Here is a 25,807-nt window from a genome sequence, read left to right as displayed (position 1 = left end):
GCGGTCCGTGACGAATGGAGTACGTCGTGAGTGCGCTCTTCGAGCCCATCACCCTGCGCGAAGTGACCATCCCGAACCGGGTGTGGATGCCCCCGATGTGCCAGTACTCGGCCGACCCGGAGGGGCCGCTCACCGGCGCTCCGAACGACTGGCACTTCGCGCACTACGCGGCGCGGGCCGCCGGCGGCACCGGCCTGATCGTGGTGGAGGCCACCGCGGTCTCGCCCGAGGGCAGGATCTCCCCGTACGACCTCGGGCTGTGGAACGACACCCAGGTGGAGGCCTTCCGCCGGATCACCCGCTTCCTCACCGCCCAGGGCACCGTGCCGGCGATCCAGATCGGCCACAGCGGCCGCAAGGCGTCCACCGACCGGCCGTGGAAGGGCGGCGCGCCCGTCGGACCGGAGGCGCACGGCTGGCAGCCGCTCGCCCCGAGCGCGCTGCCGTTCGACGAACGCCACCCCGTCCCCACCGAGTTGACGGTGGACCAGATCGCCGAGATCGTCGGGCAGTTCGCCGCCACCGCGCGCCGGGCGCTCGCCGCCGGGTTCGAGGCCGTCGAGCTCCACGGTGCCCACGGCTACCTGATCAACGAGTTCCTCTCCCCGCACTCCAACCACCGCACCGACGCCTACGGCGGCTCCTACGAGAACCGCACCCGGTTCGCCCTGGAGGTCGTGGACGCCGTACGAGAGGTGTGGCCCGCGGACAAGCCGGTCTTCTTCCGCGTCTCGGCCACCGACTGGCTCCAGGACGGCGGCTGGACCCCCGAGGACACGGTCCGCCTCGCCCGCGACCTGCACGCCCACGGTGTCGACCTGCTCGACGTCTCCACCGGCGGGAACGCCGCCGGCGTCTCCATCCCGACCGGGCCGGGCTACCAGGTCCCGTTCGCCGCCCGGGTGAAGGCCGAGACCCCCATGCCGGTCGCCGCGGTGGGCCTGATCACCGAGCCCGAGCAGGCCGAGAAGATCGTGGCGAACGGCGAGGCGGACGCGGTCCTGCTCGGCCGGGAACTCCTGCGCAACCCGTCCTGGGCCCGCCAGGCGGCACGTGAGCTGAAGGCACCGATCCGGGTCCCGGACCAGTACCACCGCTCGGTCTGAGCCGGGGCCGCCGGGCCGGTTCCCCGGCCCGGCGGTGCGGGTCAGGCCGGCAGCAGCCGCCCGACGGTCCGCTCCAGCCGGGGCAGTGTGCGCTGGCCCGCCAGGGCGAGGGCGATCGCGGCCACGACACCCGCCCAGGCGACCGGGCCGAGCGGGGTGCAGCCGAAGACGCGGCTGATGCCCGGGGTCTGGACCACGGCCACCAGGGCCAGCGCGGAACCCAGCGAGGTGATCTGCACCAGGTGGCTGTCGCGCCGGTCGAGCAGGGTCTGCACGAGCTGGGTGCCGACCACCCCGCACAGCGCCATGGTGCTGGAGCGGCGGGCGGTGCCCGGTGTGAAACGGCCGATCAGCCAGGCCGTGAGCGCGCCCAGGCAGGTGGTCAGGGCCCGGTGACGGATCTGCCGCAGCAGGGGATCGCCCAGCACTCCGGCGGCCTCCTCCACATGCCCCAGGTCCGCCTCGCCCTCCTTCTCGGTCACCGCCACCGCCATCGACGGGAACAGGTCGGTGAAGAGGTTCACCATGAGCATCTGCCGGGTGGACAGCGGCGCCCGGCCGGACAGCAGCGTGCCGAGGATGCCGAACCCGACCTCGCCCGCGTTGCCGCCGATCAGGATGGCGATCGCGTCGGCCACGCTGTGCCACAGCGCGCGGCCCTCGCCGACCGCGTCGATCAGCACCGTCATGTCGTCGTCGGTCAGCACGATGTCCGCGGCGTTGCGGGCGGCGGCCGACCCGCGCGCGTTGATGCCGACGCCGATGTCGGCCGCGCGGATGGCCGCGGCGTCGTTGGCGCCGTCGCCGACCATGCCGACCACCCGGCCCGCGTCCCGCAGCGCCTCCACCACCTGGAGCTTCTGTTCGGGCGCCACCCGGGCCACCACGCCCGCGTCGCGCAGCATCCGGGCCCGGGACGCGCGGTCGGCCGCGGCCAGTTCGTCGCCGGTGACCACCACGGTGTCCTCCGGCCAGCCCAGGTCGGCGGCGATGGCCCGCGCGGTCTGCGGATGGTCGCCGGTGAGCATGACCGGTCGTACGCCCGCCGCGTTCAGCCCGTTCACCAGCGCCGTGGAGGTCTCGCGCGGTACGTCCGACAGCGCCAGCAGACCGACGAACTCCAGGTCCCGGAGCGGCTGTTCGAGGACGTCGGACTCCTCCTCCCCCGCGCCGAGCCGGCGTTCGGCCACCGCGAGGACCCGCAGACCGGCCCCGGCCAGCGTGTGCGCGGAGTCGGAGGCGTGCGCCGGCAGTCCGGTGCAGGCGGGCAGCACGGTCTCCGGGGCGCCCTTGACCACCAGGACGGCCGGGCCGTCCCCGCTCCGGCCGACGGCGGCGGCGTACCCGCGCGCGGCCTCGAACGGCAGGTCGGCGAACTGGGTCCAGTCGGGGTCGGGCGGCGCCGCGGTCAGCACGGCCTCGTCGGTGGCGTGCACCGGCCGGTCGGAGTCGCCGTTCAGCCGCGGGCAGGCCCGCGCGGCGGCCCGGATCGTCTCCTCGGAGCCGGCGTCGTCCACCGCGCGGACCGTGCCCCCGGCGTCGGAGGTGCGCACCAGCCGCAGCCGGTTCTCGGTGAGGGTGCCGGTCTTGTCGAAGCAGATGGTGTCCATGCGGCCCAGCGCCTCCAGGGTGCGCGGGGTGCGCACCAGGACCCCGCCCCGGCTCAGCCGCCGGGCGGCCGCCAGCTGCGCGACCGTCGCCACCAGCGGCAGCCCTTCCGGTACGGCCGCCACGGCCACCGCCACCCCGCCGCTGACCGCCTCGCGGATCGGGGTGCCGCGCAGCAGCGCCAGCCCCGTCACCGCGGCGCCGCCCGCCAGCGTCAGCGGCAGTGCCTTGCGGGTGAGTTCCTGGAGCCTGGCCTGGACGCCGGCGGCCGGGGGCGTACGGGCGGCGAGGTGGACGGCACGGGCGGCCTCGGTGCGGTCGCCGGTGTCGACGACGAGGGCCCGGGCATCGCCCGCCACCACGGTCGTGCCCTCGAAGAGCATGCAGCGCCGGTCGGCCACCGGGGCGTGCGGGGTGGGGTCCGTCTGCTTCTCCACCGGCAGCGACTCCCCGGTCAGGGCGGACTCGTCCACCTCCAGGCCGTCCTGCCACAGCAGCCGGGCGTCGGCGGGGACCACGTCGTCCGTCTTGAGCTGGATCACGTCGCCCGGCCGGAGTTTGCCCGCCTCCACCGTGCGGGTGCCGCCGACCGGGGCCTCGGTCTCCGGCGGTACCAGGCGCGCCCTCTGCTTCTGCTCCGCGACGAGCCCGGACAGCGCCCGCTCGGCCCGCAACCGCTGGATGCCGCCGACCAGGGCGTTCAGGTCGAGGGCGCCGACCACGAGCAGCGCGTCCATGACGGAGCCGAGGATCGCCGACGCGGCCGAACCGACGGCCAGGACGGGGGTGAGCGGGTCCTGGAGCTCGCCGCGGACGGCGCGGCCGAGCCGGTAGGACCAGCGGGCGGGCGCGACCACCGGGTGCCGGCCGACGCCCTCGGCCGCCTTGCGCATCCGGGCGCCCAGCCCGCCGGTGTCGGCGGCCGGTTCGTGGGCCAGCCGGTCACGGGCCTCGTCCGGGTCCAGCTCGTGCCAGTGCACCCGGGGGCGCGGGTGCGGGGAGCGGGCCGCCACCACGCCCAGCGCGGACCGCATCCCGGACAGCAGGGCCAGGGCGGCGCCGGCGTCGACGGGCGCGTGCCGGAGCCCCGGCAGCACGGACCGGCGGCCACGTCCGCCGCCGGACTCGCCGATGGCGACGAGCAGCCCGGACAGCGCGGCACCGGAGCGGGCCAGGGTCTGGGCCCGGTGGCCGACCCGGCGGGCGGCCGGGACCGCGGTCAGCACCCGCCACACGTCGGGCAGGCCGTGCAGGGCGAGGAGGTCCGCGCCCCAGACCACCGCCGCGTCCCGGTCGGTCAGGGCGAGCGCGACATCGGCGGCGCGCAGGGCGTCCAGCACGTCGTGCTCGTCGGCCGTGCGGACCCGGGCGACCACCAGGACGGCGCCCTCGTCGCCACGCGCCTCGTACACGACGTCGTCCAGCGGCCTGCGGGCGTCGACGACCTGGTCGGCGAGGCCGGTGAAGTCCTCCAGGGCCGGGTCGTCCACGAGGACGACCCGGAGCCCGGCCCGGCGGGCCGCGTCCAGCACCGGTTCGGCCCACGGGTCGGCCTCGCCGTCCTCGGTGCGCAGCGCGCTCGGGTGCAGCACGACCGTGCCGGCCATCTCCAGCTGGCGTAGCCGCTCCGGGGCGCGGACCAGCACGCCGGTGCGGGCCAGGGCGGCGCTGAGCACGGCGTGGAAGGCGGCGGGACCGTAGCGGGCGGCCTTCGGGGAGCCGGCCAGCACCGCTTCGGCCGCCTCGGCGCCGTCGTGCTTGACCAGGAGGGTGGCCGCCGCGCCCAGGAGGCTGCCGGCGGAGGCGTGGGCCGCGTACTCCTGGGCCGGGGAGACGCGCAGCGGCGGGCGCGGCGGGCCCTGCGCGGCGAGGCTGACGCGGTCGGGGGCGCACAACTGGTCGTGCATGGTGTCGAAGGCGGCCGAGCGGGCCACCGTCTCGGCCACCTGGCAGGCCCGCAGGGCGCCGTCGAGCACCAGGGAGGTGGGGGTCTGGCCGGCGCCGTGCACGGCGGCGTTCGCGCAGGCCAGCAGGAGGTCCATCCCGGAGTCGCCGAGCCGGGCGCGCAGCCATGCGCGGGAACGGGGGTTCTCCCGCAGGAGTGTCACGGCCGCGGTCACCACCCGGGGCGAGGGCGGCAGCCGCAGCGCGTACGCGGTCAGCGCCACCGCGATCCCGGCGCCGTCGGCGGCGAGCGTGGCCACCGCCGCGCGCACCCCGGCCGGGTCGGCCGGATGCGTGGTCTCCTCCACGTCCGCGCCCTCCAGGACGAGCCCGTGCCGCTCGGCGAGGCCGGCCGCGTGGTCCAGGACGCGGTCGGCGGCCTCCTCCTCGGTCACGGTCACCACCAGGCGGGCGAGTCCCTGGTCCCAGTAGGCGACGAGGACGTCGGGGTGCTCCGCCAGCGCCTCGGCCACCCGGCGCGCCAGGTGCTCCGTGCCGCCCGCGCGCCGCGCCTGCCCCTCTTCCAGGGGCCGTACCGCCAGGTGGGTGCGGGCGCCGGCCCGCCAGTGGTCACCGGAGCCGGGCAGCGCGTTGCGCACCACCCGCCCCACACGCGCGGCGGCGTCCAGGCCCCGCACGCCGGCGCGCGCGGTTCTGGCAGCGGCGCCGGCGGCCAGTCCGACCGCCGGTGCCGCCGCCCGCGCGAGCAGGCGTGGCGCCGTCTGTAGCCGGCGGGCGGCGGACGGCGGCGCCGTCGGCAGACCGGGCACATGACCTCCTCAGAGCGTGGTGCGATCGGGGCGCGCGGTGGGGCCGAGGGGACCGGAGGACGTCTTGCCCGCCGACGCCCGGACACCGTGGGCGCCCTCGGACGGGCTGGGCGCCGCCGTGTGACCGGGTTCCTTGGCGGGCCCCGGCGTCGCGGTACCGGCCGCCTGGTCGGGCCCGTGTCCCCCGCCGCCGGACCTGAGGGCCGCGGTGCCGAGGTCGTGCGCCGGTTCGGCGGGCGGGGCCGGCTCTCCGGCGCCCACCTGCTGAGCGGGCCGGGGCTGGGTGAGCCAGGCCACCGCCGCGCCGGTGAGGGCCACGGGCCACTCCACCACGCCCGCGGCGCCGAGCACCCCCGCTCCCGCGTAGACCGCCATGCGCCGTCCGCGGGGCGAGACCGCGCCGACCTTGTCCAGTGTTTCCTCGGCGGCCCTGGTCACCGTTCCGGCGCCGGGCACCCTGCGCAGTACCGAGGCCGCGCCGCGCAGGGGCGCCGTGAGGGCCGACGACTTCTGCTCAGCCATGACTCTCCTCGGGTGAGATCGTCTTGCGTGCCCCACCGAGTGCCCGCGACCGTGCTGGTCATCCCCTCCTTTCGCGGGGAAACCACCATTTCCAAGGAAATGCCATGAATCCCTTCGGCGCCACCCGCCCCACCCGTCAGGAGGTGTGCCGGAACAGCCCCGCCGGCACGGCCGCGGCCAGGACGCCGTAGCCCTCGGGGTTGAGGTGCAGCCAGTCCCCGGCGTGCAGCGCGGGCCGGAGCCGGTCGGGGGCCTCGGGGTCCCGTACCGCCCGGTCGAAGTCGAGCACCGCGTCGAAGTGGCCGGGGGTGCGGATCCAGGCGTTGACGCGCTGCCGGGCGGCCTCCCGCTCGCCGGCCGGATCGTCGTACAGGGTGCTGCCGCCGAACGGGGTGAGGGTCGCGCCGTAGACCCGGATGCCCTGGGCGTGGGCGCGGACGACGATCTGCCGGTACCCGGCGATCAGGTCGTCGGTGACCGCGCGCTGCGCTTCGGGGGTGGCGTCGGCGGTGCCGATGTCGTTGACGCCCTCGAAGAGGATCAGCCAGGCCACGCCGCTGCGGGAGAGGACGTCCCGGTCGAGGCGGGCGAGGACGTTGGGGCCGAGCCCGTCGTTGAGGACGCGGTTGCCGCCGGCCGCCTGGTTGAGGACGGCGATGTCCGAGGTGGCGGGGTTGCCGTGCAGGCGGTCGTAGAACTGGTCGGGCCAGCGGTCGTTGCCGTTGGTGGTGGAGCCGCGTCCGTCGGTGAGGGAGTCGCCGACCAGGGCGACCGCCTCGGTACGGCCGGAGGCCAGCACCTCGACGTCGCTGAGCAGGTACCAGTGGTCGACGGCGGTCGCGCCGGGGAGGTCCAGGTCGCGTGTGTGGTCGCCGTGCGCGAGGTACGACGTGGTGCGCGAGCCGGGATGGGAGGTGAGCGCGAGCGACGCCTGGCCGCGCGCGGTGTACGCCGTCACCGTCAGTTCGGACCCGGCGCGCAGCTCGAAGTCGAGGGGGTCGGAGACCATCTGAGCGCCCACCGGGACGGTCGTGGAGTCCCGGCCGGCGAAGGTGACCCGGCGCAGGGTGCCGGGTTCGACCGCGCCGGCCCCGGCCCTGCCGTCGCGGGGCAGGGCCACGGTGACGGCGGTCAGCGGCAGCGGGGTGTCGCCGTACGCGTTGGAGAACCGCAGCCGGATGCGGGGGCCGCCGGCGGTGACGCGCACCGTCTGCCGCAGGGTGGTGTCGACGAGCACCGACTTCTCACCGGTGTACGGCGCGGGCGGCAGGTTGGCGGGCTCGGTCAGCTGGGGCATGCCGGTCCAGGTGTTCACCCAGTGCCGGCCGGGGCCGGCCGCGGCGGTGGCCGGTTGCGCCCTCTTGACCAGTGCCGTGAGCGCTGAGGCCGTCACGGCGAGGGCGAGGACGAGGACGCAGGTGCTGAGGACGGTGGCGAGCGGCGTTCTGCTGGGCGACTTCACGGAGACCTTTCCGGGGTGCGGGGCGACGACGGGGGCCGGATGCGCGGAGCTGACGGGTGGGGCTGCCCGGAGCTCCGGTGCGGCGGGGCGCGCGCCGACGGCTCATGCCGCTGCGGTGCGCGCCCCCGGGTCATGGACCGACCGTGCAGGCACTGCCGTTGAGGCTGTAGGCGGCCGGTGCCGCGCTGTCGCCGGTGTGGGTGGCCTGGTAGCCGATGGTCACGCTCGCGCCGGGGGCGAGGGTGGCGTTGTACGCGGCGTTGGTCGCCGTCACGACGCCGGAGTTCGGGCTGAAGGTGGCGTTCCAGCCGTTGGTGATGGTCTGGCCCGCCGGGAGGGTGAAGCCGAGCTTCCAGCCGTTCAGCGCGGTCGTACCGGTGTTGGTGACGGTCACGGAGGCGGTCAGACCGGTGCTCCAGGCGCTGACGCCGGCCGTGACCGCACAGGCGCCGGCGGGCGGCTGCGGGGTGGTGGTGCCGCCGTCGAGACCGAAGAAGGTGAGTGCCCGGGAGGCCATACCCGGGCCGTAGAGGTTGTGGCCGACGCCCTGGAGGCTGATCGCCTCGACGGGAGCCCGGTCACCGGTGGCGCCGTAGCGGGTGCGGGTCCAGCCGGAGGCGGGGGTGTCGGTCGCGGCCGGGGTCTGGCTCACGCCGAGCACGTTCGTCCACTGCTTGATCCCCTCGCCGAAGTTGGGGTAGCGCAGGGTGTCGTCCGCGGTGCCGTGCCACAGCTGCATCCGGGGGCGCGGACCGGTGTAGCCGGGGTAGGCGGCGCGCACGAGGTCGCCCCACTCCTGCGGGGTGTGGCTGACGGTGCCGCCGGCGCAGGCGCTGTTCCACTCGGAGCCGTCGGTGGTGGCGAAGCAGCCGAAGGGGACCCCGGAGAAGGCGGCGCCCGCCGCGAACACGTCGGGGTAGTCGCCGAGCAGGACGTTGGTCATCATCGCGCCGGAGGAGTTGCCGGTGACGAAGACCCGGCCGGTGTCGGCGGCGTAGGTGCGGGTCGCCCAGTCGACCATGGACCGGATGCCGACGGGGTCGCTGCCGCCGCCGCGGCGGAGCGCCTGCGGGGAGGAGACGTCGAAGCACTTGCTGGCGCGGGTCACCGACGGGTACACGACGACGAACCCGTACCGGTCGGCCAGCGAGGCCCATTCGGTGCCGGAGTACATCGCGGAGGCGGAGCCGCCGCACCAGTGCACGGCCACCACGACCGCCGGGTGCGCGGTGACGTTGCCCGGTGCGTAGACGTACATCCGGAGGTTGCTGGGGTTGGCGCCGAAGCCGGTGACCTCCGTGAGGGTGGCCGCGGGGACGGCCCGCTCCCGGGCCGTGGCCGGGGATGCGGCGAGGGCCAGTGCGGCGAGGAGCGGCAGGAGGGCGCCCAGGAGGGCGACAAGTGCCTTGCGGGGTCCGGTTCCTGAGCGGTGCGGTGTGGGGAGCACGTCACTCGTCCCTTCGGATCGCGGCTCGTGCGAGGGCGCGCTGCGTGCGCGTCGTGCGAGGAACACCCGGCATCGTGGCATGGACACGCAATTCATGGAAGCGCTCCCACGGCACTTCCTCTCCGACCGGGACCGCGCTGCGCGACTGCTGGAACTCGCCCCCGGCACGGTCCTGAAGCGTTCCGTGCCAGAAGTGCATCGGCAACAACACCGGCAAGGAGCCGGCCGCGAACGGCAAGTACTCCGGCTCGGACATCACCTACCAGTGATCGCCGGCCGGGCGCCCGCGCGGCCCGGACACCGCGGTGAGCGGGACACCCGCGCCGATGCGCGGCGGTCCCACGTCCCCGCGGGATCGTCACGGCGGGCTGGACCACCCCCGCTCGTGCGGTCAGCGTTCGCCTTCCGGTTCCAAGGCACCCAGGGTCGTGGCCAGTTCCCGCCGGTAGTCGGCGTAGGCCCTCCGCAGGTCCTCCCCCGGCCAGTCGGCGGGCAGCAGCGCGGCCGGCAGGACCGGGTCGGTGAGCAGGTGCCGGACGGCCGCCGCGTAGGCGGTGAGCCGGACGGCCGGGTGGTCGGCCCCGGTCGCGCGGGCGAGCAGGGAGCGCGCGGTGGCCGCCCAGTCGGCCAGCGGCCAGAGCCGGGCGGCAAGCTCGCGCGGGGGCTCGTCGGGGCGCGCGGTGTACGTCAGCGCCACCTGGCGCAGGTCGCCCGGCAGCGGGCGGTCGAGGTTGGCCGGGCGCAGCCAGACGCCCTCGCGGAGTTCGGCCAGACGCAGGGCGGTCAGCCGGGCGCGCAGGTCGGCGCGTTCGGCGGGGCCGCGGCCGGTCGCCGTGATCACCACCATCTCCCAGTCGCCGTCCCACGCGCGCGTGCGGGGACGCACGGCTTCGTCCTGGCGGCGCTGCCGGGCCAGCAGCCGGTCGCTGAGCCGGTAGACGGCGTCGCCGCGCCGGAGGTCGCCGGCGGCCACCATCCGGCTCAGCGCGGCCCGCAGCGTGGAGCCGCCGACCCCGAACGGCTCCACCAGCCGGACCAGGTCCTTCACCGGCAGCCGGGGCGGATGCACACCGAGGAGCAGGCTCAGCACCACCGATCGGGCCGACAGCGGTCGCAGGCCGGCCGCGTCCGCGTCCGGCTCCGCGGGGACGTTCATGCGCATGGCCCCGTACTGTACGTGCGTTCCCTTGTTGCATCATTGCTACAGCCGTAGGAAGAGTGCAACATGGCAGTCATGGTCTCGATTTCCGAGCAGTCGAAGCTGCCGTCGCCGTCCCAGCCGTCGTACGCCACGCACGACGTGACCAACCAGCCACCGCCGCTCGCCCCCTACGACGCCTCCGACGACCCGGCCCTGCTGGAGGGGCTGCGCCGGGAGGGCGCGGAGTGGGCCGAGGAGGGCGTCCGGCGGCTGGGGGCGCGCGCCGGTAGCGCGGAGGCGCAGGAGTGGGGCGAGCTGGCGAACCGGTACGAGCCGGTGCTGCGCACCCACGACCGCTACGGCCACCGTGTCGACGAGGTGGAGTTCCACCCGAGCTGGCACCACCTGATGCGGACGGCGGTCGCCGAGGGCCTGGCCGGCGCCCCGTGGGCCGACGACCGGCCGGGCGCGCACGTCGCCCGGACCGCGGGCGGCCTGGTGTGGGGGCACACGGAGGCGGGACACGGCTGTCCCACGTCGATGACGTACGCCGCCGTGCCGGCCCTGCGCGCACAGCCGGATCTCGCCAAGCTGTACGAGCCGCTGCTCACCAGCCGCGAGTACGACCCCCGGCTGCGCGTTCCGGCCGACAAGCCCGGACTGCTCGCCGGGATGGGCATGACCGAGAAGCAGGGCGGCTCCGACGTCCGGACGAACACCACCACGGCCACGCCCACCGGGGAGGCGGGCGTCTACACGCTGCGCGGGCACAAGTGGTTCACGTCGGCGCCGATGTGCGACGTCTTCCTGGTGCTCGCGCAAGCCCCGGGCGGGCTGTCGTGCTTCCTGGTGCCGCGCATACTGCCGGACGGCAGCCGCAACACCTTCCGCATCCAGCGGCTGAAGGACAAGCTCGGCAACCGGTCCAACGCCTCCTCGGAGCCGGAGTTCGACCGGACCGTGGCCTGGCTGGTGGGGCCGGAGGGGCGGGGCGTGAAGACCATCATCGAGATGGTCAACTGCACCCGCCTGGACTGTGTGATGTCCTCGGCGACCCTGATGCGCAAGACGCTGGTCGAGGCTGGGCACCACGCCCGGTACCGCAGCGCGTTCGGCGCCCGGCTGATCGACCAGCCGTTGATGCGCAACGTCCTGGCCGATCTCGCGCTGGAGTCGGAGGCGGCGACGACGCTCACGCTGCGGCTGGCCGGCGCGGCCGACCGCGCGGTGCGCGGGGACGCGGGCGAGCAGGCCTTCCGGCGCATCGCCACCGCCGTCGGCAAGTACTGGGTCACCAAGCGGGGCCCGGCCTTCACCGCCGAGGCCCTGGAGTGCCTCGGCGGGAACGGGTACGTGGAGGACTCCGGCATGCCCCGGCACTACCGGGAGGCCCCGCTGCTGTCGATCTGGGAGGGCTCCGGCAACGTCAACGCGCTCGACGTGCTGCGCGCCCTGGGCCGCGAACCGGACACCGCCGAGGCGCTGTTCGCCGAACTCGCCCTCGCGCGCGGGGCGGACGCCCGGCTCGACACGGCCGTGGCCGCGCTCCAGCGCGATGTGGCCGGAACCGATCAGGTGGGCGCTCGCCGGCTGGTCGAGCGGATGGCGCTCGCGCTCCAGGCCTCCCTGCTCGTCCGGCACGCTCCGCACCCGGTCGCGGACGCCTTCTGCGCGAGCCGGCTGGGCGGCGACTGGGGCCACTCGTTCGGCACCCTGCCGCCGGGAACCGACCTCGACGCCGTCCTGGGGCGCGCCCTGCCCGACCGGAACTGACCCCTTCACGCGCGCGTGCCGGGCGACCGCGTCCGGTGGCCGGTCACCGCCGACGGATCGCACACAGTCAGCGTGCGGTTCCGGACCGTTGTCAGTGCCGTGGTGCACACTCCCGATCAGGTGCCACTCGTCTGGGGAGGACAGGGAGGACAACGTGTTCACGGGGATCGACGAGGTCGACTGGGCCTCGCTGCGGCACGCGCACGGCCAAGCGGAGGACGTGCCCCGGTGGTTACGGGCCCTGGCGTCCGCGGACACCGTCGAGCGGGCGACCGCGCTCGACGGGCTGTACGACGCGGTGCACCACGAGGGGAGGGTGTACGAAGCGACGCCGGCCTGTGTGCCCTTCCTGTTCGCGCTGGCGGCCCGCGAGGAGGTGCCGGACCGGGGCTGCATCGTGGAACTGCTGGTCGGCATCGGCGGGGAGGGCGACGGGAGCGCGGGCGCGGGGGGTGCGGCGAACGCGGCGTGGGAGGCGGTGCGCGCCGGTGCCGACGCCTTCGTCGCGCTCGCCGGGGACCCGGACCCGGTGGTGCGCCGGGCGGCGGCCGGGGCGCTGGTGCGCTTCCTGGACGACCCCGTGCGGGTCCTGGGGCTGCTGCGCCGGCGGTTGCGGGCCGAGCGGGACGACCATGTGCTGCCGGCCCTGACGGAGGCACTCGCCCTGTTCGCGCGCCGGTATCCCGCCCTCGCCGACGGCGCGCTGGACCTCTTGGCCGAGCAGAGCGCGCCGCCCTACCCGCCGGGCCCGCGGCTCGCGGCACTCGGCCAGCTCGCGCTCCACGCGCCGGTCCGGCTCCCCGCCGACCTGGTGCCCACGGCGGTCCGGCTGCTGCACGAGCGGTCCGCGCAACGCCGGCCGCCCGCGGAGCGCTCCGGAACGGACACCCTGGTGCGCCGGATACGGCGGCTGCGCCCCTCGGACGAACAGGGCGCCGTGCTGCTGCGCACCTTGCACACCGCGCTCGGAGACCGCGTGCACGACCGGGTCGCCCTGCTCACCGGGCAGTTGACCAGCCCGGACCCGGTCGACCGGTGCAACGCCGTCTGGATGTCGGCGGGCCTGTTCCGTGGCTGGCGCGGCGACTACGGCGTGCCCGTCCGGCTGCTGGGCGCCCAGCTGAACACCGATCAGGACCGCCTGCGGGACGCGGCGGTGTCGGTCCTGGCGGAGCTGCACGCGCTGGCGGCGCCCGCCGCGGACGACCTGCACGCGCTGGTGAGCACCCGGCCCGACCTGTGGACGCACCGCTGGGAGCGCGGCTCCCCCGCACTGGGCGGCCCGCTCAAGGCGCTGGCCAGGACCGGCGATCCCCGCGCGGTCCCGGCCCTGGCCCAGTTGCTGGCCGGTCCGGCGGCGCCCGTCGGACTGGGCTGCGAAGCCGCGCACCTGGGCCGGGCCGCGGCCCCGCTGGCCCCCGCGTTGAGGCTCCGCCTCGGCCGTGTCCCGCTCGCCTCCCCCACCGCCGCCCGGCTCGCCGGCCCGCTGCTGACGGCGCTCAGGGCCATCGGCGACAAGGAGGCCGTGCCCGAACTGGTACGGCTGCTCTCGGGCGCCCCCGACGGCCTGGGAGCGCGGGACGCGGTCGCCGGCCAGGTGATCGAAATGCTGGCGGAACTGGGCGCCGCCGCGCAGACGGCACCGCTCCTGCGCCGGCTGTTCCACACCCGGCACGCGGCCACCGCGGCGGGCGCGCTGTGGTCGGCGGACGGGGACGCCACCGCCGTACTCCCCGTGCTGCTGCGGGAGTTGGCGCGGGACGACCCGGACGCCCGGCGCGCCGCCGTCCGGCAGCTCGGCAGGCTGGGCCCGGCCGCGCGCCCCGCGCTGCCCGAGCTGCGCCGCCTGGCCCGGTCCGGACCGGTGCGGGAGCGGATACCGGCCGCGTGCGCGCTGTGGCGCGTCGCCGGGGATCCCGAACCGGTGCGGCCCGTCTTCCGGTCCGCCTGGACGGCGGACCCCCGCACCCGCGGCCCGATCGCCCAGTGCCTGACCACGATGGGCCCGGCCGCGGGGCCGCTGCGCGACCTGATCACCGCCGAACTGACCCACCCACGCCGGCACACGGCCCCAGGGGGCGCGTACGGCAGACATGACATCCCGGACGACGAGGAACTGCTGAGGAGGTGCCGGGAGGTGCTGGCGGGGCTCTAGACCCGTCGGAGGGCTCCGCTCTGCCGTGCGAGGCCGAGGAGCCCTGCGGCGCTGCTGCGGCCCGGCCCGCTTCCCCACGCCGTGGAGCGGGCCGGCCGACGGTATGCGGAACCCCGTCCGGGCCGGGCCTGCGTACCCCGTCCGGGCCGGGCCGACGTACCCGACGTACCCCGGCGGGGTCAGACCGTTCGGCCCCACTGGGGGCCGAGCCGGGCCCATTCGGCGTCCCATGCCTCCATGCGCCGGTGTTCCAGACGGCTCCGCACGGCCAGACCGGCGACGAAGGGGACGGCGGCGGTGCTCCCGCCGACCAGGAGGCCTATCAGGGTGGACCGGAACGCGGCCTCGGAGGCGGTGGTGGGGCGGGAGACCAGGTGGCCCTGCGGGTCGGTCCAGACGGTGACCGGCGTACCGGGCTTGCTGCCGGGCTCCACCCGGGTCCGGCCGGTGTGGGCGGAGCCGTCGGTGACTGTCCAGCGGACCTCGGCCCAGACCCGTTCCCCGGCGGAGGCATGGCTGCTGTGCGCCGGGGACTTCCCCGGGACCTGCGCGACGACCCGGGCCACGGTGGGCCGCCAGGTGGCCCGCTCCCGGGCGAGTCCGTGCTCCACCGAGCCGGCCGCCGCGAGGCCGGCGAGCACACCGGCCAGGACGGTCAGCAGACAGGCGCCGAGCACCACCCAGGCCTCCACGACGTCGGCCCGGCGTTTGAGCGGGTTGCGCCGCCAGCGCCACAGCCACACCTTCGGACCACGGAACGCCTTCAAAGGCATCCTCCTCACGAGCGCACCGACCGGCCGGACCGCCCTCCCATACGCGGGAGACCGCTCCGTTGCTCACGACGAGCCGTCTCCCCGACGGTCGCACGAGACACCCCCTTCCCGCAGGCGCATGCCCGAACGGAACCGGCCGATCTTCGCCGCACCCCGGCGACACAGGCGGTGACCTGGACGAACACGTACTCCGGGCTGAGTGTCAGTGGTGGGGTGCAGACTGGCCGACAACTGACGGCACGGCTATCGGGACAACGGCGTCCCGGAGGTGATCGGCATGACCGAGGTACTGCTCGCGGTGGGCACCCGCAAAGGCCTGTTCATCGCGCGGCGGAGGGGCGAGGGCCCCTGGGAGTTCGACGAGCGTCCGTATTTCAACGCGCAGGCGGTCTATTCGGTGGCGATCGACACCGGCGGCACCCGGCCCCGGCTGCTGGCGGGCGGTGACAGCGCGCACTGGGGCCCGTCGGTGTTCCACTCCGACGACCTCGGCCGCACCTGGACCGAACCGGCCCGGCCCGCCGTGAGGTTCCCGAAGGAGACCGGCGCTTCCCTGGAGCGCGTCTGGCAGCTCCACCCGTCCGCCGCCGAGCCCGATGTGGTCTACGCGGGCACGGAACCGGGCGCGCTGTACCGCTCGGAGGACCGCGGCGAGACGTTCGAGCTGGTCCGGCCGCTGTGGGAGCACCCGTCCCGCCCGCACTGGGTGCCGGGCGCGGGCGGCCAGTGCCTGCACACGGTGCTCACCGACGCACGCGATCCCAGGGTCGTGACGGTGGCCGTCTCCGCGGCGGGCGTGTTCCGCACGACAGACGGCGGCGCGAGCTGGTCGCCGTCCAACTCCGGTGTGTCTGCGGTCTTCCTGCCGGATCCGAACCCGGAGTTCGGCCAGTGCGTGCACAAGATCACCAGGGATCCGGCCGAGCCGGACCGGCTGTATCTCCAGAACCACTGGGGGGTGTACCGCAGCGACGACGCGGGCGCGCACTGGACCGACATCGGCGAAGGCCTGCCGTCGACGTTCGGCTTCGCGGCGGCGGCGCATCCGCGCCGGGGCGGCACGGCGTACGTCTTCCCGATCGGCGCGGACGAGGACCGGGTGCCCGCCGGGCGCCGCTGCCGGGTCTTCCGCACGACCGACGCGGGCCGCAGCTGGGAGCCGCTGTCCAAGGGGCTGCCGGAGGAGGACCATTACGGGACGGTCCTGCGGGACGCCCTGTGCACGGACGACTCCGACCCCGCCGGGGTGTACTTCGGCAACCGCAACGGCGAGGTGTACGCCTCGGCCGACGACGGTGACAGCTGGCAACTGCTGGCCGCGCACCTGCCGGACGTGCTGTGCGTACGGGCGGCGGTGATCGGCTGATCCGTCGTGGCCTGATCCGTCGTGGCCTGATCCCGCGCGCGGGCGGGCAGCGGCGAGGCGCCGCCCGCTGCCGTACTCCGGCCATCGGTTGATCAGCGACGGGTGTGCGGCAGTAGGGTGACGCCCGTGGCACCACGACCCTTGCATGAAATCGTCGAACCGGGCTGGGCGAAGGCCCTGGAACCCGTCGCCGGACGGATCGCCGCGATGGGCGACTTCCTGCGCGCGGAGATCGCCGCGGGGCGCACGTACCTCCCGGCCGGACCGAACGTCCTACGGGCCTTCCAGCAACCCTTCGACGAGGTACGGGTCCTGATCGTGGGTCAGGACCCGTATCCCACGCCGGGGCACGCGGTGGGCCTGTCGTTCTCCGTGGCGCCCGACGTGCGCCCGCTGCCGCCCAGCCTGATCAACATCTTCCGTGAGCTGACCGGCGACCTGGGGCTGCCCCAGCCGTCGACCGGAGACCTCACGCCGTGGACCGAGCAGGGCGTGCTGCTGCTGAACCGGGCGCTCACCACCGCGCCGCGCAGTCCGGGCGCGCATCGCGGCAAGGGCTGGGAAGAGGTCACCGAGCAGGCGATCCGGGCCCTGGCGGCACGCGGCAAGCCGCTGGTGTCCATCCTGTGGGGCCGTGACGCCCGCAATCTGCGTCCGCTGCTGGGCCGTCTGCCGGCGGTCGAGTCCGCGCACCCCTCGCCGATGTCGGCCGACCGCGGCTTCTTCGGCTCGCGCCCCTTCAGCCGCGCCAACGACCTGCTGATCCAGCAGGGGGGACAGCCGGTGGACTGGCGTCTGCCGTGACCGCGTCCGGCACGGCTCCGCGCCGCCGCCGACCAGCGGTTCCGTTTCCGGTTCCGCCACGACGCCCGGCACCCGTGCCGGCCGCACGCGTCCCCCGGCCGTAACTCATCAGACAAAACAGGACGGATACCGCTCACCTGCACCCTCCCCGAACGGCGGAGGCCAGGAAGCCAGTAACATGCGGCGCCATGAGCTCCCCCACTGGACCCGCGTCCGGCCTGCCCGTACGAATGCCGCGACCCCGCCAGCCCGGACGGCACCGCCGTCCGGAACCGCTGGTGGCTCCCGAGGGCGCGCCCGCGCTCGTCCTCGCGGTGCCCGGTGTGCCCAGCACCACCACGCGCAGCCTCGCCGAGGAGGTCGTGAGCATCGCCCGCTCCGAGCTGCCCGGCCTCGACGCCCGGATCGGGTACCTGGACGGGGACGACTCCGAGTTCCCCGCGCTGCGTTCCGTGCTGGCGCGCGCCGCCGAGGAGCGCACCGCCCGGTACGAGCAGGCCGTCGCCGCCGGGGTCGAGGGGATCAAGGAGCCCGACGGCCCGGTCGCCGTCGTCGTCCCGCTGCTGGCCGGTCCGGACAGCGCGCTGCTGCGCCAGATCCGCCAGGCCGTCATGGACAGCCGGGTCGCCGCCGACCTGACCGATGTCCTCGGCCCGCACCCGCTGCTCGCGGAGGCGCTGCACGTGCGGCTGTCGGAGGCGGGCCTGGCCCGCGCCGACCGCGCCCGGCTGTTCACCGTGGCCACCGCCGCGGACGGCATCATCCTGGCCTCCGTGGGCGGCGAGGAGGCCGTCCAGGCGGCCGGGATCACCGGCATGCTGCTCGCCGCGCGCCTGGCCGTGCCGGTGATGGCGGCGGCCCTGGACCAGGAGGGCTCCATCACCTCCGTGGCCGAGCAGCTGCGTTCCGCCGGCTCGCAGCAGCTGGCCCTGGCGCCGTACCTGATCGGCCCGGAGATCGACCCGGCGCTGCTGGCCGCCGCCGCCGAGGAGGCGGGCTGCTCCACGTCCGAGCCGCTCGGCGCGTACCCGGCGATCGGCAAGCTCGCGCTCGCCAAGTACACGACGGCGCTGGGCATCGCCCCGCAGCAGCCGCAGAGCGCGCCGGTCCGCTGACGCCCTCGGCACCTGTACGAGACAGGGCCCGCTCCCGTCCGGGAGCGGGCCCTTCGCCTTGACCGAGGGTCCCGGCGCGCTCGGTGACGCGGCCTCACGAGCCGGGTGGCGGAGCCGCGGAGCCGCGGCACACGCTCAGCCGAAGACCACGCAGGAGGCCGCCGGAACCCGTACGGAGCCGTCGTAGCGGGGGACGCCCGTCGCCCTGCCCACGGCGAACCAGGTCACGTCGCCGGAGCGCTCGTTCGCGGCGTAGAGGAAGCCGTCGTGCTCGGCCAGGGCGCGCGGCCAGCGCCCGCCGCAGGGCACCGTGGCGGTCAGCCGGAGCCCGTCCGCCTCGACGGCGAAGACGGACAGGACGTCCTCGCCGCGGGTCGCGGTCCACACGAAGCGGCCGTCGGGCGAGACGACGATTCCCGACGGGTAGGCGTCGCCGGCGGGCGCGCCGGGCAGCACGGGTACCTCGGTCAGCGGCTTCAGGAGACCGCTCGCGGCGTCCCAGCGGCACACCGTGACCGTCGGCGTCAGCTCGTTGACCACGTAGGCGTGCTCGCCGGCCGGGTGGAAGGCGAGGTGGCGCGGCCCGGAGCCGGGGCGCAGGGCGATCTCGCGGTGCACGGCGGGACTGCCGTCCGCGAGGGTGCACACGCGCACCGAGTCGGTTCCCAGATCGACGCTGACCGCCCACCGCCCGCTGGGATCGGGCTGCACCTGGTGGGCGTGCGGGCCGCGCTGACGCCGGTCGTGCGGTCCCGAGCCGGTGTGCTGGAGCCGTCCGGAGGGCGCGCCGGCGAGCGTGCCGTCCGGGCGCACGGGGACGGCGGTGACGCTGCCGCAGCCGTAGTTGGCGGTCAGCACGTGCCCGTCGTACAGGCTGAGGTGGGTGGGGCCGCTGCCGGCCACCGGCACCGGGGGTCCGGCGGGTGCGAGCCGCTGACCGGTGACGCGGTAGGCGGCGACGGCGCCCTCGGCCGTCTCGCTGACCGCGTAGAGCATGTGCCCGTCGGGTGACAGGGCCAGGTAGGACGGGTCGGGGACGTCCTGCACGGCGAAGACGAGGGTGAGCGCCCCGGTCCCCGGCGCGACCTCGGCGGTCACCAGTCCCGGGCCGCCCGCCGCCGTGAACGATCCGATGAACGCCCGGCGCCTGCCCGCGCTGCCGTCCTGTACCACCGCTGTCCCCTCTCGGTCGAGCCCGTCGAGCCGGTCCGGGGCCGACGGTAGCAGTCGATCAGTCGAGGTCTAGACCAAGCGGCCGGGGTGGCAGGGCGGTTCTTCCGGGAGTTGGCGCACTTCCCCGCTCAAGCGGGGGCGCGTTCAGGTCTCGTGCGCCCCGCCCGGTCACGCCCCGGCCAGCCGGGGGCCCGGCGGTGTGCGCAGCGGCTCCGCGAGCTCGGCGAGCGCGCGCTCCAGGCCGTGCAGATGCGCCAGGGCGGGTTCGGCGGGCGGCTCGGCGGGGTGGCGCAGGGGTTCGGCACGGCCGTCGGTGAGCGCCTCCACGGCGGCCTCCACCCGCCAGCAGGCGGCGGCGAGACGGGCGTCGTGGGAGGCCTCGGGGTCGGCGGCGACCGCGACCAGGCCCCGTATCTGGTGGGCGCAGTCGTCGAGGAGCGCCAGGACCCGGCGGGCCCGCGCCTTGCGCGCCGGCATCGGGTTCAGCGGGTGCACCAGCGGGGCCACCGAGAGCCGGACCCGGCCGAGCAGCTGCTCCAGTTCGGCCACGCGCGGCGCGGGGTCGGCGGTGGCGGAGCCGGCGAGGCGGGCGGCGGCCTCGGCCGTGCAGGCGTGCACACAGCGCAGGGCCCGCTGGATCCAGGCGTCGGTGGTGGCGTGCGTGGTGACCGGCAGCACGAACAGGACGGCGAGCGCGGCGCCGAGCGCCCCGACACCGGTCTCGACGAGCCGCAGCGCGAGCAGTCCGGGGCTCAGGACGCCGAGGAGGCCGTACAGGGACTCGGCGAGCAGGGTCACCCAGAGCATCATCCAGGTGTAGGAGACGGCGGCCGTGTAGAAGATGCCGAACACGGCGACCGCGACGAGGACGGCCGTCGGCAGGGGCGCGCCGTGCACCGGGACGGCGATCAAGAAGCCCAGGCAGATGCCGATGACCGTGCCGAGGACCCGGCGGAAGCCGCGGACCAGCGTCTCACCGCGCGAGGCGGTGTTGACGAAGATCCACCAGGTGGCGCCGACGGCCCAGTACCAGCGCTGCCCGGACACCAGCTGGCCCACGACCAGCGCGAACCCGGCGCCGGCGACGGCCTGGACGGCCTGCCGGGTGGTCACCCGGGCCAGCCCGGTCCCGGCGGGCGGGGCCGGTACGGCGGCCGGGGGCAGCCGGCGCTCGTAGCACCAGAGGCCGAACCGTACGACGGCCGCGCTGAGCACGGAGAGCAGCACGGCGGCGTACAGCTCCGGCAGCTGCCCCGGGGCGGCGTGCAGGAACTGGGCCACGAAGAACGTCATGAAGGCGAACACGCCGAGGCTGTGCCCGCGCGGCCCCCACCGGCGGGCGTAGACGCCGGCGCCGACGACGGCCAGGAAGGTGAGGCCGCGGGCGACGGGGTGGCCGTGCAGCCCGGCCGCGGCAGCGAGCACCGGCACGCCCACGAGGGGCAGCAGCGCGGTGGTGACCGCCTGCCCGCGCACGGTCGGGTCGGCGACGGTGAACAGCGCGAGCAGCGCGGCGAGGCCGCCGGTGACCGCACCGGCGAGGGAGTGTCCGGCGAGCCCGCAGACCACCACCGCCAGTCCGATGCCGAGGACGGCCCGCGCGGCGAAGCGCAACCGCGCCCGTCCCGGGTCCGGAGCCACGAACATCCTCTTCAGCACTGCTGCCCTCCCCTGGGTGCGTGGGTGCACCGGCACAGAAAAGGCGCCGCGGGGATCCGCAGCGCCATCGACACGTCCATAAGAGCATCACCGAGGTAACTGGCTCAAGTGTGACGCGAATCGCTGAGCCAATGGCACAGCTCCGGTTCGGCACCCGCGCTCACCGGAATGCCATCGGGCCAGGTAGGGCGGCACGCCCGGGTCCGGCCCACCTGGACCATTGGTACAGTCGTCCATCATGACCGTGGACGCGCTCGACACCCGCATCCTGCGGCTGCTCCTGGAGCAGCCGCGCACCAGCGTGCGCGAGTACGCCCGCATCCTCGGCGTGGCCCGCGGCACGCTCCAGGCCCGGCTGGACCGGATGGAACGGGAGGGCGTGATCACCGGCACGGGTCCCTCCCTGTCCCCGGCCGCGCTCGGCCACCCGGTGCTGGCGTTCGTGCACATCGAGGTCACCCAGGGCCATCTTGACGACGTGGGGGACGCGCTGGCGGCCGTACCCGAGATCGTGGAGGCCTTCTCGATCACCGGTGGCGGAGACCTGCTCGCGCGCGTGGTGGGCCGGGACAACGCCCACCTGGAGGACGTGATCCAGAAGCTGATCAGCCTCCCGGGCGTGGTGCGCACCCGTACCGAGGTGGCGCTGCGCGAGCGCGTCCCGTACCGGCTGCTGCCCCTGGTGGAGTCGGTGGGCCGGGCAGCCCCCTCCTGACGCTTGGCATCCTGGACGCCATGAGCGATCTCGGCGCCCTCTCGGTCATCTTCGATCTCGACGGAACGCTGGTGGACAGCGAGCCGAACTACTACGAGGCGAGCCGGCAGACGCTGGCCGAGCACGGCGTCCCGGACTTCACCTGGGAGGACCACGAGCGCTACGTCGGCATCAGCACCCGGGAGACGGTGACGATGTGGCGGGAGCGCTACGGCCTGCGTGCCTCGGCGGCGGAGCTGCTGGCCGCGACGGACCGCCGCTATCTGGAGCTGGCCCGCACCCGCACGCGCGCGTACCCGGAGATGCGCGCGTTCGTGGAGCTGCTGGCCGCGGAGAACGTCCCGATGGCGGTGGCGTCGGGCTCCTCCCCGAAGGCCATCGGGGCGATCCTGGCGGGCACCGGCCTGGACGCCTTCCTGCGCACGGTGGTCTCCGCCGACGAGGTCCCGCACGGCAAGCCGGCCCCCGACGTCTTCCTGGAGGCGGCCCGCCGGCTCGGCGCGGACCCGGCCGACTGCGTGGTCCTGGAGGACGCGGCCCCCGGGGCTGCCGCCGCCCACGCGGCCGGCATGCGCTGCCTGGCCGTCCCGTACGTCCCCGCCCAGGCCGACGCCCCCGGATTCGGCACCGCGACCCTGCTCCTGCCGGGCGGCCAGGCCGAGTTCACGGCGCGGTCGGCGTACGCGTGGCTGCGGGACACGGCCCGCTGATCAACCCGTTCGTCACGGCACCGGGTCGCCCCTGCCTGGAAGGAACCGCACGCCCGCGTCCGCCGCTCGGCCCGGTGGGGGGGCGGCGGCGCCCTTTCGGAGCAAGGGCACGCGGTCCGTCCATCCGGAGAAGACCGCGGGCGCCTGGGCGCCCGAGGGACGGACGGCACGGGCGGACGGCGAGGCGCGGCGGAAGAACCGGGGGGCGCATCCGGCTTCGCGCACGGTCGTTCCCGGCGTGCGGGCACGGCGATGACTGCATAGCGTGACCTCATGAGCACAGAACAGGCCCGGCCCGCCCCCGACGAGCGGCGGTGGAAGGCGCTCGGGGTCTGTCTGGCAGCGGGCTTCATCTCGCTCCTCGACACCTCGATCGTGAACGTGGCGCTGCCCTCGCTGGAGCGCGGACTCGGTGCCTCGGAGGCGACCCAGGCATGGGTGGTCTCCGGGTACGCCCTCACCTTCGGACTGGCGCTGGTCCCGGCCGGCCGGCTGGGCGACATGCGTGGCCGGCGCCAGGCCTTCCTCTTCGGGCTGGCCCTGTTCACGGTGGCCTCGGCGGCGTGCGGGTTCGCGCCCGGTACCGGCTGGCTGGTGGTGTTCCGGCTGATCCAGGGCGCGGCGGCGGGCATCGTCGCGCCGCAGACCTCGGGGCTGATCCAGCAGATGTTCCAGAGCTCCGAGCGGGCCAAGGCCTTCGGTGTGCTCGGCACCGTCATCGGGGTGTCCACGGCGACGGGCCCGCTGGCGGGCGGCCTGCTGATCGATGCCGCCGGCACCGACGACGGCTGGCGCTGGGTGTTCTTCGTCAACCTGCCGATCGGGGTGGCCGCCTTCGTCGCGGGCCTGCGGCTGCTGCCGCGTTTCCCGGCGACGGGGAAGCACGAGGAGTTCGACCTGTTCGGAGTGTTCCTCCTCGGCGCGGGCGTGCTCGCGCTCATGCTGCCGCTGGTCCAGGAGCAGCAGTGGACCGGCCGGGAGAAGTGGGCGCTGATGCCGCTGGCCCTGGTGCTGCTGGGCGCGTTCTGGGCGTGGGAAAGACGACAGGGGCGGCTCGGGCGGGCCCCGCTGGTCGACCTGGCGCTGTTCTCCCTGCGCTCCTTCACGATCGGCGCCCTGATCAGCCTCAGCTACTTCGCGGGCTTCACCACGGTCTTCTTCCTCTACGCCCTGTACCTCCAGAACGGCGTCGGATACAGCGCGCTGGCCTCGGGGCTCACGGTCCTGCCCTTCGCGGCGGCCTCGGCGGTCGGCGCCGCCCTCGGCGGCCGGCTGGTGGTGCGCTTCGGCCGCAAGCTGGTCGTCATCGGGCTGGCCGGGGTGGCCCTGGGCGTGCTCGGGGTCGTGGCGGCGGTGGAGCTGGTGCCGGGACGGAACGTGGGATGGGCGTCGGCACTGCCCCTGCTCATCGGCGGCATCGGGTCCGGCCTGACCGTCTCCCCGAACACCACCCTCACCCTCACCCGCGTCCCCGTGCACCGGGCGGGCGCGGCCGGTGGTGTCCTCCAAACGGGCCAGCGCGTCGGCTCGGCGGCCGGGATCGCGGTGGTGAGCGCGGTGTACTTCGCCCACCTCGCCAATCACGGCCGCGCGGACACGGCGCTCCAGCTCGGGCTGCTCGCCGTCGCGGGGATCATCCTCGTCGCACTCGTGCTCGCGGTCGCCGACCTGCGCGAACGCCAGGTGCGCCCGGAACCGGAGAAGGCCGCGGAGCCAGTCGGGCGGGGCTGGGACGAGGGAGGCGCCGTGGAGGGGGTGCGGCCCGGTCCGTAAGGGCCTCACGACCTCCGGCGCGGCTTCCCCCGCTTGGCCGGCTTGCCCCCGCCGCCCGTGCGGGAGCGTGCCGTACGGCCACCAGGCTTGCCCGAGGACCCCGCCAACGGCTTCCCGGACGACTTGGCCTGCGACTTCGCGGCCGGTGCCTGGCGGGTGCCGCCCTGGTCGGAGCGCTTGCGCTGCTCGTCGGCCGAGGACTTCACCGCCGTACGACCCCTGGTGCTGTTGACCGTGCGTCCGCGCACGATGCCGATGAACTCCTCCACCAGGTCGGTGGTGGCCTCCTCCGGCCAGGACAGGGCGACGCTCGACTGCGGGGCGTCGACGACCGGGCGGTAGGTGAGGTCCCGGCGGTGGTACAGGCGGGCCAGGGACTGCGGGACGACCAGGAGGCCGACGTTCGCCGCCACCAGTTCGATGGCGTCCGGGGTGGTCGCGGGCCGCTCGAAGGCCGGTTCACCGGGCGGGGCGTCCCAGCCGAGGACGTCGTCCAGGGGGTGGAAGAGCACCTCGTCGGCGAGGTCGGCCAGGGTCACCTCGTCCGCCGCCGTGAGCAGGTGGTCCTTGGGGACGACGACCACCGTGGTCTCGGTGTAGAGCGGGATCGCGCTGAAGAACGTGCGGTCCACCGGCAGCCGGACGAAGCCCGCGTCGGCCTCGCCCGCGCGCAGCAGCTCGGGCACCTCGGTGGCCGGGACCTGGACCAGGGTGAGCGGGATGCCGGGCAGGCGCTCGTTCCAGATCCTCACCCACTTGGCGGGCGTCACTCCGGGAACGTACGCGAGCCGGAACGACGGTGAATCCTCCGAGCCTGTCATCAGGCCAGGTTACCGGCCCGGCCGGAGCCCTCCGCCCCGGGCCGGGGCACGGCTCTCCGCCACCGGCCCCACCGGGCCTCGCGGGCAGGCCCCCGCCTCCGCCGCCGTCACCGTCCCCGCCCACCCCCGCCGGCCGGCGCCCGCCTCCCCTATGACACCGGGCCTCGCCGGCAGGCACCCGCCTCCCGCACGGCACCGGGCCTCGCCGGCAGGCGCCGCCTGTGTTCCGGCGCAGGCCGCCGTCCAGGCGCTCGTCACCGGCCGTGGTCGGCCCTCCCGCACGCGGCCGATACCCTGGAGGGCATGAAGTCGCAGCAGAACACCCAGACGATGAAGCCCGCGACCGCGGCGAAGAAGCTGGGTGTGTACCTCCCCGCCACCCCCGCCTCCTTCCAGGAGGGTGTGGTCACGCGCGCCGAGCTGAACGAGTTGCAGGCCAACCCGCCGGAGTGGCTGCGCGAGCTGCGGACCGCCGGTCCCCACCCGCGTCCGGTGGTGGCCGCGAGGCTGGGCGTGTCCATCGCGGGTCTCGCCCGGGGCGGCGTCACCGAGCCGCTGACCACCGAGCAGATCGAGGCGCTCAGGCAGGAGCGGCCCGAGTGGCTGGAGAAGGAGCGCGCCACCCAGGCGGAGGTCCGCAAGGAGGCCGCGCGGCTCAAGAACCTGAAGAAGGAGAAGGCGGAAGGTCGCGCCGAGCGCGGCTGATCCGTCCACCCGTCCCGACGCCCTCCGGCTCCGCCCGGGGGGCGTTGCCCGTTGCCGGTGGAACGGCCGGGTGAGGAGCGGGTACGCGGAGGGCGACACCGGACGGGCCGCCGTTCCCCCGTGCCGGCGGCCCCTCGGACACGCTGTGTCCGACCGGGCCGGTGTCGCCGGGTTGAAGTGTGCGACAGCCGGGGACCGCAGGGATATGCGTACAACTGCGTACGCCGACGGAGAGGACGGGTACGCAAGGCAACCGGAGAGGAAC

19 protein-coding genes and 1 pseudogene are annotated in these 25,807 nt (G+C 75.3%); 11 read left to right on the top strand and 9 right to left on the bottom strand.

The features are described from left to right. Window positions 1–26: 26 nt before the first annotated feature. On the top strand, window positions 27–1,106 hold the full coding sequence (locus AQJ11_RS32635) for an NADH:flavin oxidoreductase/NADH oxidase (RefSeq protein ID WP_059265582.1): 1,080 nt from the start codon (window positions 27–29) through the stop codon (window positions 1,104–1,106). A gap of 41 nt (window positions 1,107–1,147) precedes the next feature. Here AQJ11_RS32635 and AQJ11_RS32630 read toward each other — a convergent pair whose 3' ends face one another. The 4 genes from AQJ11_RS32630 to AQJ11_RS32615 form a co-directional block, all read right to left on the bottom strand. Then, window positions 1,148–5,428, bottom strand: a complete 4,281-nt coding sequence (locus tag AQJ11_RS32630) for a cation-translocating P-type ATPase (RefSeq protein WP_059265556.1) — start codon at window positions 5,426–5,428, stop codon at window positions 1,148–1,150. A gap of 9 nt (window positions 5,429–5,437) precedes the next feature. Continuing rightward, window positions 5,438–5,950 (bottom strand): hypothetical protein, encoded by a 513-nt coding sequence (locus tag AQJ11_RS49365; protein WP_059265555.1) that lies wholly within the window; start codon window positions 5,948–5,950, stop codon window positions 5,438–5,440. A gap of 136 nt (window positions 5,951–6,086) precedes the next feature. Then, window positions 6,087–7,412: an SGNH/GDSL hydrolase family protein gene (locus AQJ11_RS32620; protein WP_059265554.1), complete on the bottom strand. Its 1,326-nt coding sequence runs from the start codon at window positions 7,410–7,412 to the stop codon at window positions 6,087–6,089. 130 nt (window positions 7,413–7,542) lie between these two features. Beyond that, window positions 7,543–8,859: an extracellular catalytic domain type 1 short-chain-length polyhydroxyalkanoate depolymerase gene (locus AQJ11_RS32615; protein WP_059265553.1), complete on the bottom strand. Its 1,317-nt coding sequence runs from the start codon at window positions 8,857–8,859 to the stop codon at window positions 7,543–7,545. A gap of 179 nt (window positions 8,860–9,038) precedes the next feature. Here AQJ11_RS32615 and AQJ11_RS51475 point away from each other — a divergent pair. Then, window positions 9,039–9,128: pseudogene (locus AQJ11_RS51475) on the top strand (pectate lyase); the annotation flags it as partial. Window positions 9,129–9,250: 122 nt separating this feature from the next. Here AQJ11_RS51475 and AQJ11_RS32605 read toward each other — a convergent pair. Beyond that, window positions 9,251–10,021, bottom strand: coding sequence for a PaaX family transcriptional regulator C-terminal domain-containing protein (locus AQJ11_RS32605; protein ID WP_059265551.1), 771 nt, complete (start codon window positions 10,019–10,021; stop codon window positions 9,251–9,253). A gap of 72 nt (window positions 10,022–10,093) precedes the next feature. Here AQJ11_RS32605 and AQJ11_RS32600 point away from each other — a divergent pair, with 72 nt between their 5' ends. After that, window positions 10,094–11,773, top strand: a complete 1,680-nt coding sequence (locus AQJ11_RS32600) for an acyl-CoA dehydrogenase family protein (RefSeq protein WP_208616665.1) — start codon at window positions 10,094–10,096, stop codon at window positions 11,771–11,773. Window positions 11,774–11,927: 154 nt separating this feature from the next. Beyond that, the gene (locus AQJ11_RS32595; RefSeq protein ID WP_059265549.1) at window positions 11,928–13,928 is read left to right on the top strand and encodes a HEAT repeat domain-containing protein; all 2,001 of its coding nucleotides are present in this window, start codon (window positions 11,928–11,930) and stop codon (window positions 13,926–13,928) included. 179 nt (window positions 13,929–14,107) lie between these two features. Here AQJ11_RS32595 and AQJ11_RS32590 read toward each other — a convergent pair whose 3' ends face one another. Further along, entirely contained in the window at window positions 14,108–14,701 is a 594-nt protein-coding gene (locus AQJ11_RS32590; protein ID WP_059265548.1) for an Rv1733c family protein, read from the bottom strand. 277 nt (window positions 14,702–14,978) lie between these two features. On the opposite strand from AQJ11_RS32590, the gene AQJ11_RS32585 reads away from it, so the two are divergent. From AQJ11_RS32585 to AQJ11_RS32575, 3 genes are all read left to right on the top strand, one after another. Further along, window positions 14,979–16,067 carry a WD40/YVTN/BNR-like repeat-containing protein gene (locus AQJ11_RS32585; protein WP_059265547.1) on the top strand — a complete coding sequence of 363 codons (1,089 nt, stop codon included), beginning with the start codon at window positions 14,979–14,981 and terminating at the stop codon, window positions 16,065–16,067. Window positions 16,068–16,193: 126 nt separating this feature from the next. Continuing rightward, the gene (locus AQJ11_RS32580) at window positions 16,194–16,871 is read left to right on the top strand and encodes a uracil-DNA glycosylase (protein ID WP_014671184.1); all 678 of its coding nucleotides are present in this window, start codon (window positions 16,194–16,196) and stop codon (window positions 16,869–16,871) included. A 188-nt stretch (window positions 16,872–17,059) separates the two neighbouring features. Beyond that, window positions 17,060–17,986, top strand: coding sequence for a sirohydrochlorin chelatase (locus AQJ11_RS32575; protein WP_086011499.1), 927 nt, complete (start codon window positions 17,060–17,062; stop codon window positions 17,984–17,986). Window positions 17,987–18,121: 135 nt separating this feature from the next. Here AQJ11_RS32575 and AQJ11_RS32570 read toward each other — a convergent pair whose 3' ends face one another. Together AQJ11_RS32570 and AQJ11_RS32565 are read right to left on the bottom strand one after the other, a co-directional pair. After that, window positions 18,122–19,159, bottom strand: coding sequence for a lactonase family protein (locus AQJ11_RS32570; RefSeq protein ID WP_059265546.1), 1,038 nt, complete (start codon window positions 19,157–19,159; stop codon window positions 18,122–18,124). A gap of 168 nt (window positions 19,160–19,327) precedes the next feature. Beyond that, on the bottom strand, window positions 19,328–20,818 hold the full coding sequence (locus AQJ11_RS32565; RefSeq protein ID WP_059265545.1) for an FUSC family protein: 1,491 nt from the start codon (window positions 20,816–20,818) through the stop codon (window positions 19,328–19,330). Between the two features lie 238 nt (window positions 20,819–21,056). Here AQJ11_RS32565 and AQJ11_RS32560 point away from each other — a divergent pair, with 238 nt between their 5' ends. The 3 genes from AQJ11_RS32560 to AQJ11_RS32550 all read left to right on the top strand — a co-directional run bounded on the left by AQJ11_RS32560 (window position 21,057) and on the right by AQJ11_RS32550 (window position 24,016). Beyond that, a complete protein-coding gene (locus tag AQJ11_RS32560) occupies window positions 21,057–21,533 on the top strand; it encodes an Lrp/AsnC family transcriptional regulator (protein WP_167360886.1) in 477 nt (158 codons plus the stop codon). 20 nt (window positions 21,534–21,553) lie between these two features. Beyond that, entirely contained in the window at window positions 21,554–22,243 is a 690-nt protein-coding gene (locus tag AQJ11_RS32555; RefSeq protein ID WP_014671189.1) for an HAD family hydrolase, read from the top strand. 273 nt (window positions 22,244–22,516) lie between these two features. After that, window positions 22,517–24,016: an MFS transporter gene (locus AQJ11_RS32550; RefSeq protein WP_059265544.1), complete on the top strand. Its 1,500-nt coding sequence runs from the start codon at window positions 22,517–22,519 to the stop codon at window positions 24,014–24,016. A gap of 5 nt (window positions 24,017–24,021) precedes the next feature. Here AQJ11_RS32550 and AQJ11_RS32545 read toward each other — a convergent pair whose 3' ends face one another. Next, window positions 24,022–24,837: a LysR family substrate-binding domain-containing protein gene (locus tag AQJ11_RS32545; protein ID WP_059265543.1), complete on the bottom strand. Its 816-nt coding sequence runs from the start codon at window positions 24,835–24,837 to the stop codon at window positions 24,022–24,024. Between the two features lie 303 nt (window positions 24,838–25,140). Between AQJ11_RS32545 and AQJ11_RS32540 the strand changes: the two genes are divergently transcribed. Then, on the top strand, window positions 25,141–25,542 hold the full coding sequence (locus AQJ11_RS32540; protein ID WP_014671193.1) for a DUF5997 family protein: 402 nt from the start codon (window positions 25,141–25,143) through the stop codon (window positions 25,540–25,542). Window positions 25,543–25,807 lie beyond the last annotated feature (265 nt).

The organism is Streptomyces corchorusii (genome assembly GCF_001514055.1).
Classification (GTDB): Bacteria; Actinomycetota; Actinomycetes; order Streptomycetales; family Streptomycetaceae; genus Streptomyces; species Streptomyces olivaceoviridis.
The sequence above is the reverse complement of the archived record's forward strand: the minus strand, read 5'-3'. Positions and strand labels throughout refer to the sequence as shown.